General features: G+C 35.8%; 11 protein-coding genes. 9 read left to right on the top strand and 2 right to left on the bottom strand.

What is annotated here, in order from left to right; translation table 11 throughout:
• Window positions 1-51 precede the first annotated feature (51 nt).
• The 7 genes from GX687_01470 to GX687_01440 all read left to right on the top strand — a co-directional run bounded on the left by GX687_01470 (window position 52) and on the right by GX687_01440 (window position 7,433).
• Window positions 52-423: a transposase gene (locus GX687_01470; protein ID HHX96120.1), complete on the top strand. Its 372-nt coding sequence runs from the start codon at window positions 52-54 to the stop codon at window positions 421-423.
• 259 nt (window positions 424-682) lie between these two features.
• A complete protein-coding gene (locus GX687_01465) occupies window positions 683-1,075 on the top strand; it encodes a hypothetical protein (GenBank protein HHX96119.1) in 393 nt (130 codons plus the stop codon).
• Window positions 1,072-1,830, top strand: coding sequence for an ATP-binding protein (locus GX687_01460; GenBank protein ID HHX96118.1), 759 nt, complete (start codon window positions 1,072-1,074; stop codon window positions 1,828-1,830). Before GX687_01465 ends, GX687_01460 begins: the two co-directional genes overlap by 4 nt.
• Window positions 1,831-1,980: 150 nt before the next feature.
• Window positions 1,981-2,379: a hypothetical protein gene (locus GX687_01455; GenBank protein HHX96117.1), complete on the top strand. Its 399-nt coding sequence runs from the start codon at window positions 1,981-1,983 to the stop codon at window positions 2,377-2,379.
• 75 nt (window positions 2,380-2,454) lie between these two features.
• On the top strand, window positions 2,455-4,551 hold the full coding sequence (locus GX687_01450) for a ribonucleoside triphosphate reductase (GenBank protein HHX96116.1): 2,097 nt from the start codon (window positions 2,455-2,457) through the stop codon (window positions 4,549-4,551).
• Window positions 4,542-5,225 (top strand): anaerobic ribonucleoside-triphosphate reductase activating protein, encoded by a 684-nt coding sequence (locus tag GX687_01445; GenBank protein HHX96115.1) that lies wholly within the window; start codon window positions 4,542-4,544, stop codon window positions 5,223-5,225. The genes GX687_01450 and GX687_01445 overlap by 10 nt, the downstream gene beginning before the upstream one ends.
• Window positions 5,226-5,297: 72 nt before the next feature.
• On the top strand, window positions 5,298-7,433 hold the full coding sequence (locus tag GX687_01440) for an ATP-dependent RecD-like DNA helicase (GenBank protein HHX96114.1): 2,136 nt from the start codon (window positions 5,298-5,300) through the stop codon (window positions 7,431-7,433).
• Here GX687_01440 and GX687_01435 read toward each other — a convergent pair.
• Complete coding sequence (locus GX687_01435) at window positions 7,430-8,659, bottom strand: tyrosine--tRNA ligase (GenBank protein HHX96113.1); 1,230 nt, start codon at window positions 8,657-8,659, stop codon at window positions 7,430-7,432. The genes GX687_01440 and GX687_01435 overlap by 4 nt on opposite strands.
• Before the next feature lie 65 nt (window positions 8,660-8,724).
• A complete protein-coding gene (gene argB, locus GX687_01430; protein HHX96112.1) occupies window positions 8,725-9,588 on the bottom strand; it encodes an acetylglutamate kinase in 864 nt (287 codons plus the stop codon).
• A gap of 146 nt (window positions 9,589-9,734) precedes the next feature.
• On the opposite strand from argB, the gene GX687_01425 reads away from it, so the two are divergent.
• Together GX687_01425 and GX687_01420 are read left to right on the top strand one after the other, a co-directional pair.
• On the top strand, window positions 9,735-10,319 hold the full coding sequence (locus GX687_01425; protein HHX96111.1) for a hypothetical protein: 585 nt from the start codon (window positions 9,735-9,737) through the stop codon (window positions 10,317-10,319).
• Between the two features lie 264 nt (window positions 10,320-10,583).
• Window positions 10,584-12,062: methyl-accepting chemotaxis protein (locus tag GX687_01420; GenBank protein HHX96110.1), on the top strand; the 1,479-nt coding region annotated here is incomplete at its 3' end.

The following is a 12,062-nucleotide window of genomic DNA, read 5'->3' as shown; positions in this document are numbered from 1 at the left end:
TTGGTTGTGAGACCTCCACATATCTATTGTGGCTCGTATCTCCAAAGTACTATGACCTCTGCTGACTTCTTGGAACAGAAAAAAAAACTATTCCAAGCCCTTTATGCCCTTGGTGAGGTATGCGAATTTGATTGGGGTGAAGTAAAATTAACCATCGCTGGTCGATTGATAAAATTACAGATTGCGGTTTTTACCAGTGCCGCCGGAAACTATCGTTATGCAACTCTATTCCTAAAGCAAGACACAGCCTGTTTTTTAGAATCCCATGCTAAGTTTTTTGAACATTTGGGCAATGTGTACAAACTGATGGTGTACGATAATACTAGAGTGGCTGTTAAAAAACTTGCCGGTGCCGAAGGAGAACCAACGGAAGCATTGCATTATCGCTATATTACGGTTTTAAGTTCCGTTTCTGCAATATAAATGCTGGAAACGAAAAGGGTCTTAATGATAAAACGGCAATAGACATTCTAGAATTGGAAAGACCGCATTTATTACCTAATCTACCCCCATATGACGCGGCACGAATTACGGAATTCAGTCATAACAGTGGATAACTGCTATTACTCGGTTCCGGATAAATATGTTGGCAAGCTGGTTTTAACCAAAATCTACTCTAATGAGATCCGTTGCTTTTACGAGGGAGATTTAATTGCTACCCACACTAGGAAGATGGGCTCAAATGCCTGGAGTATTCACATTAAAAAAGAAGCCCGGGGCATTAGCTACCAGTGTTGCACTCCACCAAGCTAATCCAAGGCTCAAAAAAATCTATCATCAATACTATACCACAAAAGGGAGGGATTTTATCGATTTAATATTTTTTGTTTCAGAACATGGGTTAGAAAAAGTTGAAGATGCTATTAATTTACTTACAAAAGTTTCACCGCTAGAGGTTACAACGGAAACCATTAAGGCTATTTGCAATCGCAATACAGTGGATAAATCTAAATTTACTGTACACGATAGTGCAACCTTGCAGATTAAAAACAGCTCATTAGCTATGCTTAAGCAATTTGGGCAACTAATTCCTTATGGTAACGAGGCATTTGCGAAAGAGGTGGTTGTAATATGAACAAAAATATTTACCAAGACATTGAAGATTTCGCCCTTTATTTAAAAATGCCTGTTTTAAAAAGTAGCTATCGCGAAGCAATTCAAGAAGCCAATTTAAAAGAAGTAAGCTATGATCAGTTTTTGTGGGAGTTATTACAAAAGGAGTGTGATAGACGACAGGAAAATGCTAAACAAGACAGGGTGCGTAGGGCTGCATTTCCTTACAAGAAATATCTCGAAGACATCATCGTGGATGACCTACCAGAGGATGCCCAAAGAAAATTTAAAACTCTTTCTTCATTAGATTTCATCCAAACTGGGCAGAACATTATTATGGCTGGAAAGCCTGGTACCGGTAAAACTCATTTTGCCATAGGGCTGGGGATAAAAGCGTGTTTAGCCGGTTACAAAGTGTTTTTTTCCACGATACCATCTTTAATCAACCAGCTTAAGGAAAGTCGCTCAGAAAAGACGCTAAGGGCATTTGGGAACAAATTCGAAAAGTATGATTTAGTCATTGCCGATGAATTAGGTTACATCTCATTTGACAAGGAGGGTTCGGATCTTTTATTTACCCATTTGTCTTTAAGGGCAGAGAGAAAATCTACAATAATTACCACAAATTTATCTTTTGAAAGGTGGGATGAGATTTTCCTAGATCCCGTTCTTACAGCAGCCATGGTAGACCGCTTAACTCATAAAGCCTATATTGTGAACATGAATGGTAATTCATTTCGTCTTAAAGAAACAACTGAATGGGCAAAAAATAATTAATTTTTTTGTCCCAAAGTGGGGTACTTTTCACTTGACAAATACACTAAACACGGGAATTTAAAATGTTGGGCAAAAAAACAGAGGAAAAAGGGAGACTTTGTTGAATATAATTATAATGTGTTTAATATAATTAAAGAGGGGGTGGTAAAGATGACTTTTTTTAGTAATTTACGGGATAAGGTTAGCGGTTTAGCGAAGAGTGCGGCTCAAAAATCTGGTGAGGTAATGGAAATAACTAAATTGAATATGAATATTAAAACTGAGAAGGAGGGTATCAGGGATTTATATATAAAATTGGGGGAATATTGTTTTTTGGAATGTGCTAAAGGTGAAATAACGGATCCCCAAGTAGCTAAATGGGTAAAACAAATAAAAACTCATCAGGACAATATTGCCTTTTATAATGAAAAAATTAATGAAATTAAGGAAATGCTTTCTTGTCCGGCTTGTGGTCATCAGGTAGCAAAAACCGAAACATTTTGTGGTCGGTGTGGAATACGAATTCAGGGAGAGCAGGAAATTGAGGTTCCTAAGGAAAATGAAGAGTAATTGAATAGGAGCTAAATAAAACTATTCGTTTTAGGTTAGTTAGTTTTTTGATATAATAAAATAGGGTGGTGCCAAATGTTCACGGAAATTATCAAAAGAGATGGTTCATTAGAAAAGTTTAAGCCGGAGAAAATTACTTGGGCAATTTTTAAAGCCGCTATGGCCTGTGGTGGGGATGATTTTGGTAGAGCTGAATACTTATGTCAGCAGGTGCTAAAATTAGCCAAGGAGAAATATGGGGAAAGTGCACCTGATGTGGAAGGTATTCAGGACTTGGTTGAAAAAGTATTGATCGAAAATGGACATGCTCAAACGGCCAAGGCTTTTATTTTATACCGGGAAAAACGTAAAGGTGCACGAGAAATTAATGCTTTAATTGGGGCAACTATTGATATGTTTACAAATTATTTGGGTGAAAAAGATTGGCAGGTACAGGAAAATGCCAATACCCAAAAAAGCATTAATGGTTTAAATAATTATGTGCGAGAAACTTTTACTAAACAATATTGGCTGCATGAAATCTATCCGGTAGAAGTAAGGGAGGCTCATCAAAGTGGTGATGCCCATATTCATGATTTAGGTTTTTTTGGTCCCTATTGTGCTGGTTGGGATTTACGACAATTATTAACAGATGGTTTTGGAGGAGTAAATGGCAAGGTAGAAAGTAGACCAGCTAAACATTTAAGATCTTTTTTAGGTCAAATTATTAATTCCACCTTTACTACTCAAGGTGAAACAGCTGGGGCACAGGCTTGGTCTAGCTTTGATACTTATTGTGCACCATTTATTCGTTATGATGGTTTAACTTATAAAAATGTAAAACAATGTTTACAGGAATTTGTTTTTAATATGAATGTACCTACACGGGTAGGTTTTCAGTGTCCTTTTTCTAATTTAACTTTTGATATTAATGTTCCCTCTACTTTAAAAGATCAGGCGGTAGTGATTGGTGGGGAAATGTTAGATACTACTTATGGTGAATTTCAAGAGGAAATGGATTTATTTAATCGTGCTTTTTGTGAAGTAATGTTAGAAGGGGATGCCAAAGGACGCGTCTTTACTTTCCCGATTCCCACGATTAATATTACTAAGGATTTTGATTGGGATAATCCTGTAATTGATGATTTTATGAAAATTACCTGCAAATATGGGATTCCCTATTTTGCGAACTATGTAAATTCCGATTTGTCACCGGAAGATGCAGTTTCCATGTGTTGTCGTTTACGTTTAAATACGCGTGAATTAAGAAAAAGAGGTGGAGGTTTATTTGGTAGTAACCCTATGACTGGTTCAATTGGCGTGTTTACCATTAATTTACCGAGAATAGGTTATCTGGCGGAAACCAAAAGTGAGTTTAAAGCACGTTTATGGAGACTGGCTTGTATTGGTAAAACCTCTTTGGAAATTAAAAGAAAGATTATTGAACAGCAATCAGAAGATAAATTATATCCTTACTCTACTTTTTATTTAAATAACATAAAGGAAAGAACGGGACAATATTGGTACAATCATTTTAGTACTATTGGAATTATTGGTATGAATGAGGCCTTATTAAATTTTATGGGTAAAGATATCACGACAAAAGAGGGACAAGAATTTGCCAAAGAAATTTTACTTTATTTAAGGGATGTTTTAATGGAATTTCAAGAGGAAACCGGTCATGTTTATAATTTAGAAGCTACACCTGCTGAAGGTACTTCTTATCGTTTGGCTCAGTTGGATAAGGAAAAATATCCAGAGATAATTACGGCTGGACAGGATGTACCCTATTACACTAATTCTAGTCAGGTACCTGTAGGCTATTCAGATGATGTTTTTGAGGTTTTAGATTTACAGGATGATTTACAGGACTTATATACTGGGGGTACTGTTCATCATTTATATCTTGGTGAAAGTATTGAAGATATTCATACCTGTAAAAACTTAATTAGAAAAACATTTGAGAACTACAAATTACCGTATATTTCCATCACCCCGACATTTAGTATCTGTCCTGATCATGGTTATTTACGGGGTGAACAATTTACTTGTCCAGAATGTGGTCAGGCTACAGAAGTTTGGTCACGGGTGGTTGGTTATTTGAGGCCTGTGCAAAATTATAACAAGGGTAAAAAAGAAGAATATTTTGAGCGTAAGAAATTTAAATTACCGGAGAAGGTAATATGCTCATAGCTGGTTGGGAAAAGAATTCATTTGTTGATTATCCGGGTAAAATAGCTGTGGTTGTTTTTACCCCGGGTTGTAATTTGGACTGTTATTATTGTCATAATCGTTCACTGTTAATTCCGGAAAAAAACCCGGAATTAATCAGTGAAATAGATGTTTTTGCTTATTTGGAAAAAAGGCGGGGACTTTTGGATGCTGTGGTAATCAGTGGAGGAGAACCTACTTTACAAAAGGATTTAGCTGAGTTTATAGGTAAAGTCAAGGAAAAGGGGTTTTTAGTAAAACTAGATACCAATGGTACTAATCCTCAAGTTTTAAAAATGCTTTTAAAGGCTAATTTACTTGATTATATTGCTATGGATTTTAAGGCTCCGTTTAGTAAATATAAGGAGATTTGTGCTACAGATTCTTTTGAAGCCGAAATTAAGGCTAGTATAAAATTATTATTGGAGGGAAAGGTGGCTTACGAATTTCGAACTACTGTGGTCCCTGAACTTAGTGAAGTAGATATTTGGGAAATGGCACAGGTAATCGCAGGTGCACATTATTACTATCTACAGCAATATCGTCCTCCGGAGTTTCTTCCGGAAACTCGTGAGCCTCATAATCCCGCTTTTTTACGTCGGGCAGCTCTGCGGGCTGCTGAATGGGTGAATGTTTGTAAAACTAGGGGCATTTAAGGTGATAAGCAGCTTATGTTTGTCACCTTTCTTTTTTATGATAAACTAAACTTAAAGCAAGGGAGAAAAAGGATGGAAAAATTAACAGGAGTTGTGGAAAGAATTACATATGTGAATGAGGATAATGGCTTTAGTGTAATTAAAATAAAGGCTAAAGGTTATCCGGAATTGGTTACTTTGGTTGGTCAACTTTCCTTTGTTAATTTGGGTTCCCTTGTAGAGCTAGAAGGTAAATGGGTATTTAACAGTAAGTTTGGGCGGCAATTTCAAGTTCATTCCTGTGTGGAAAAAGTACCGGCAACCATAGCCGGAATTGAAAGATATTTAGGCAGTGGTTTGATTAAAGGAATTGGTCCGGTTAATGCTCACAGGATTGTAAAAAAATTTCGGGAAGAGACTATTCGGATTATCGAAACAGAGCCGGAAAGGTTAAAGGAAGTAGAGGGAATTGGTCCCAAACGTATTGCTATGATTAAAGAGGCTTGGCAGGAACAAAAAGAAATAAAAAATGTGATGCTTTTTTTACAGGAACACGAAGTTTCGGTAGCCTATGCTGTAAAAATTTATAAAACATATGGTAATGCTAGTATAAATATTGTCAAAGAAAATCCTTATCGTTTGGCTGATGACATTTGGGGAATTGGTTTTAAAACTGCAGATAAAATTGCATCACAATTAGGTTTTGCTAAAAATTCTCCACTGCGCTGTCAAGCTGGCTTGATTTATGTTTTAAATCAATTGGCTAATGAAGGCCATTGTTTTGCTTTATGGGAGCAATTATTTGCAGAAGCCGGCGAAATATTGGAAGTAGAGGTAGGTCTTTTAGAAGAAGCTTTGAAGAGATTGCTTAAAAGTGGGGATTTGATTTTGGAGGGTGAAGATAAAATTTATTTACCTACTTTTTATCTAAGTGAAAAAGGTGTAGCCCAAAGAATTAAAGAAATTATGGCTGCACCCCGACCTTTTGTTTTTCCTGATTTAGAAAAAATAATTGAGCAAGTTCAAAAAGAAGAACGTTTGGTTTATGATCAGGTACAATTAAAAGCAATTAAGGAAGCTTGTAATTCAAAGGTAATGGTTTTAACCGGTGGACCGGGTACTGGAAAGACAACAACTATTTTAGCCATTATGCGGGTTTTGGAAAAAATGCAGGCTAAAATTCTTTTGGCTGCTCCCACAGGTCGGGCTGCTAAAAGAATGTCAGAAACAACTGGTAAAACAGCGAGTACTTTACACCGTCTTTTGGAATATAAACCTCCTCATGGTTATCAAAAAAATTTAAATAATCCTTTGGATTGTGATGTGCTGATTGTTGATGAAATGTCCATGGTTGATTTAATTTTAATGTATAATTTATTAAAAGCAGTCCCTAATAAGGCCATGGTACTTTTGGTAGGGGATGTGGATCAATTACCTTCTGTAGGACCAGGCAATGTTCTGCGTGATATTATTAATTCTGGGGTTGTTAATACGGTTAAATTAACGCGTATTTTTCGGCAGGCTAGAGGTAGTAGAATTATTACTAATGCCCATAAAATTAATCGGGGACATTTTCCTTATTTAAAAAGTAACCGAGAAAATGATTTCTTTTTTATAGAAATTAGTGAACCGGAAGAAGTGCTGCAGGAAATTAAAGGGCTTTGTGCTCAACGCCTACCGACCTATTATCAGGTTGATCCCATTGAGGATATTCAGGTTTTAACCCCTATGCAAAGAGGAATTATTGGGGTCAGGAATTTAAATGAAGTTTTGCAAACAGTTTTAAATCCGCAAAAAAAGGTAGTAACTTATCGGGGATTTAAATTTAAATTAAATGACAAGGTTATGCAGATAAAAAATAATTATGATAAAGGTGTTTTTAATGGTGATTTTGGCCGCATAATTAAAATTGATGAAGAAGAAAAAAAAGTGCTGATTCGTTTTGATCAGCACTGTGTAAATTATGAATTAACGGAATTAGATGAAGTTGTTTTGGCTTATGCCACAACCATTCATAAAAGCCAAGGTAGTGAATTTGAAATTGTAGTGGCTCCTTTTACTATGCAGCATTTTATTATGCTACAGCGTAATTTATTATATACTTGTGTTACTAGAGCTAAAAGGGTAATGGTTCTTTTGGGTACTAAAAAGGCTTTGGCGATTGCTTTAAGAAACAACCAAGTGATGAAACGTAATACTTTACTGGAAACTAGATTATTGGCACTTTAATTTAGTTGAACACGGTGATATACTTTTTTGCCTTTTCTAAGCATTAATTGTTGGTCTGTGAAATCCGTCAAGTTAATAGTTAGAAAAGTATCCTGCACTCGTTCGTTATTTAAATAGATACCACCTTGTTCAATTAAACGTCGGCCTTCACTATTAGAAGAAATTAGTTTGGTTTTAGTAAGCAAAGTGAGAATATTCATTCCTTTGGTAAACTCACTTTTAGTTAGCTTAGTAGTGGGAATGGCCGCGGCATCTTTTGTTTGCTTGCCAAAAAGTGTTTGGGCAGCTTGTTTTACTTTAAGTGCTTCTTTTTCTCCGTGCACTAATTTAGTTACTTCATAAGCCAAAATTTCTTTAGCTTGGTTAATTTCTTCACCTGGTAAGCTTCCTAATTTCTTTACTGTTGACATTGGTAAAAAAGTAAGTAGGGCTAAACAGTTTTCGACATCGGGATCAGCGATATTACGCCAATATTGATAAAATTCATAAGGAGATGTTTTTTGGGGATTTAACCAAACAGTGCCTGTTTCGGTTTTCCCCATTTTTTTACCTTCACTAGTAGTTAGTAGTTTGAAGGTAAGTCCATAGGCATTTCCTTGTTCGACACGCCTAATTAAATCTACACCACTGATAATGTTGGACCATTGGTCATTACCACCCATTTGCAACCGACAATTATAGCGGCGGTATAATTCTAAAAAATCATAAGCCTGTAGCAGCATATAACTAAATTCTAAAAAAGAAAGTCCCTTTTCTAAACGATTTTTAAAACATTCGGCGGTAAGCATTCGGTTTACGGAAAAATGACGCCCAATATCGCGAATAAATTCAATATAGTTAAGTTTTGTCAGCCAGGTGGCATTATTGATCATTAAAGCCTGTCCATTTTCAAAATTAATGAAACGAGCAAATTGTTTTTGAAAGGATTGTACGTTTTTATTGATTTGTTCCAAAGTCAACATTTGACGCATATCCGTGCGTCCTGAGGGGTCACCTATTAAACCAGTGCCCCCGCCAAAAAGGGCAATGGGGCGGTGCCCGGCAGCCTGCAGATGCATCATCACCATTATTTGTATAAAATGGCCTACATGAAGGCTATCTGCTGTGGGATCAAAGCCAATATAGAAGGTAACTTGTTCATTATTTAAAAGATCTCTAATTTCTTCTTCATGGGTAGCTTGTTCAATGTAGCCCCTTTCCATAAGTAGGTCGTAAACATTTGTCATCTATTTCCACTCCTTGTTTTAGTCTAACCATAAGTTAATATACTTAGCTGAATAATGCAAGTTATTTAGGAGGGGACAATCATAGTGCCAATACCTTGGTTAGTGAAAATCTCCAAAAGCAATGTATGTGGTTTTTGACCATTAATAATGTGGACATGGGAAACACCATATTCTAAGGCTAAAAGACAGCTTTCCACTTTGGGAATCATGCCGCCGTTAATAATACCTTGTTTTAAATAATGTTTAATTTCTTTAACCGTTAATTGCGAAACATGGGTTGCAGTATCTTGATTTAAGTAAATTCCTTCCACATTAGTAAGCATTACTAATTTATGGGCTTTTAAAGCACCACTAAGAGCCCCAGCAGCATAATCGGCATTAATATTATAAGTGTGACCATCAAGACCATAGCCTAAAGGGGAAATAACGGGAATTAGATCTTGTTTGCTTAAAAGTTCTATAATTTCCGGTTTGATTTCCTCTATTTCTCCTACAAAACCTAGTTCTGTTTCAGAGGCAATTCTCTTTTTTTTAGTCTGGATTAATTGAGCATCTTTACCGGAAATACCAATAGCCCGACCACCGAGATTATTAATTTGTTGAACGATTTTTTGATTAATATTGCCGCTCAATACCATTTCCACAAGTTCAATGGTGTGTTTATCTGTAACTCTTAAACCATGCACAAATTTTGTTTTTTTGCCTGTTTTTTGCAGCCAGTAATTAATTTCTGGTCCACCCCCGTGAATAATAACTGGATTCATTCCTACTAATTTCATGAGAATTATGTCTTGTAAAATTAATTTTTCCAGTTCGGAATTGAGCATGGCATGACCACCAAGTTTGATTACTACGGTTTTTCCAAAAAACTTTTGAATATAGGGCAGGGCTTCAATTAAAATAGCAGCTTTTTCTGTAGGACTAATCATTTTTTTCCTCCTTAGGTTAATGTAAAATTATGCGTAATTATTATTAATTATACATTACCCAGTGGTTAAAGTATAGTCCCAAATTATTAACCCCTTAAGGACTTGTGCATATAGTGTAGGTAGTTGACTAAAAGGGGTGAAATTTGTTGTTGGTAATCTTACTTTTTTCTTTAGCATTGAGTATGGATGGATTAGCGATGGGATTGTCATATGGTTTAAGAAAAATTAAAGTTCCCTTTATTCCTTTAATTGTTATTTGTTTTTTTTCGGCGGGAGCAATGTTTTTTTCAATGACTTGTGGTAAAATGTGTGCCTTTTTTTTATCAACTCAGGTGGCGGTTTTTTTAGGTGGTTTAATTTTGATCGGTGTAGGTTTTTCAATAATTGGACAGCAATATTTTTTGGCTAAAAGTGATTGCCTGGTTTTAAATGTTTTACGTGAACCGATAGAGGCTGATTTAAACAGATCAGGAGTAATTGATTTAAAGGAAGCCTATGTAGTAGGTTTGGCGTTAGCCCTTGATGCTTTGGGAGCTGGATTAGGTGCAGCTATGTCAGGTTATAGTTTAGTTTTTACACCGCTGTGTGTGGGAATAGCGGAATTTGTAATGTTAAATTTAGGTATTTTTGTTGGACGCTGTCTAAATGTCGGTAATTTTAAAAAAACAGCTGTTCTAGTGCCGGGGGGAATAATAGTAATTTTAGGTGTTACAAAACTATTCGGTTTTTAAATGGTAAAACATACACTTTTCATAATTACATACAAAATAGCTCACGGGGTAAACTAGATCTAGGTTGACAGTCTTATAAAAAATGGAATGGGCAAGGCAATTATTGTCGATAGTCTGTTTCCGACTGTCAACCTAGGTTTTTAGACGGAAAAATTTAAATATCCCTAATTGCACAAATTTATAGTATTTAATAGAGGAGATAGCGAGATCTTGTAGAATTTAGTTATTGAGGTTATTATTTTACGGGAAGGGGATAATATATTCATGAATAAGTGGAAATTAAGTACAAAATTAATTACCCTTATTCTTATTTGTGTATTAGGAATAGTGGTCATCGGTGCTTTTGGAGCTCAACAGCTGCAAATAGTAAATAATTCTGTTGAAGAAATGTACTCGGAATTTATGCAGGGATTAAATATGTTGGGGGAATTGAGAGCCTATAATGAAGAAATCAGTAAATTAATATTTTTATATCAGTTAACCACTAGGCAAACGGAATTAAATAAATTAAGGGAAGATATTGATTTTAAATTAGATCAGGTAGCTGTTAATGTTACAAAACTTTATGCCTATACAGCCGATCCAGTTGTTAGGGAAAAAATGGATAATGTGGTTGAGAAAATGGCCCCTTATAATCAGTTTCGCGAGGTACTTACCTATGCTGAAAGGGATGGTTCACTACAAGCAGATTTACAGCAATTATTTAGCTATCAAGAGGATGTTCTGCTGGCAATTCAAGATTTAGAAAATTATCATTTAGCCTATGGTGCAAGTCTTTATAATGATAGTAAAAAGGTTTATAGTGATTCACGTAAAATTTTATTGTTCATGATTTTATTAAGTATCACTATTGCTCTTGTTTTTGAGGCCATGGTTTATCATTCAATTTTTAATCCAATTAAAAAATTAATCGGGACTACTCAAAAATTAAAAACCTATGATTTAACCGCACAAATTGAAACTAAAGAGCATAAAACCGAAATTGGTCAACTAGCGTTGGCTTTTAATGAGGCTGTTCTTAATTTAAGAAATTTAATTGGTCAAATTGAAAATACTGCTGGTGAAACGACAAAGGCCTGTCAATATGTCTTAGCTATTGCTGAGGAAACAAATGAAGGTGCTCGGCAAACGGCTTGTACTGTTGAGGATTTGGCAGAAACAACTCAACAGCAAATGAGACAAGCCCAAACTATGGCTAAGGCCATTGAAAAAGTGGAAAACGCCGTTGGTCAAATCAAGGGTAATCATGAAAGAGCAAAAGTGGATACTACTCGGGCCGATTTGCTTTCTCAGGAAGGTAATACTTATATCGTGAAAAATATGGAGCAGATGGATAAAATACGTCAGGTAACTTTAAATATTGGGGAAAGGGTTAAAGAATTAGGTCAGTTTTCGGATAAAATTGGAGAGATTATAGAAATAATTGGTTCCATAGCACAACAAACCAATCTTTTAGCTTTAAATGCAGCCATTGAAGCCGCTAATGCCGGTGAATACGGTAGGGGCTTTGCTGTAGTTGCTGAAGAAATTCGTCAATTAGCAGAGCAATCGGAAGACTCGGTAAAACAAATAGATGATTTCATCAATAAAATTCAAGAGGGTGTGGAACGGGTAAGTAGTGCCACTGATAAAGGTGTCAAAGAGGTACAAGCAGGTTCCAAAACCGTGGAACAAAGTGGTGAATCCTTTGCTCAGATTATGAAGGCCATGGATAGTATTAAAGAAGCCGTAACTAATGTTGGT

The organism is Clostridia bacterium (assembly GCA_012841935.1).
Lineage (GTDB): Bacteria > Bacillota > Peptococcia > DRI-13 > DTU073 > DUTS01.
Note: the sequence above shows the minus strand (reverse complement) of the source record. Positions and strands in the feature narration are given on the sequence as shown.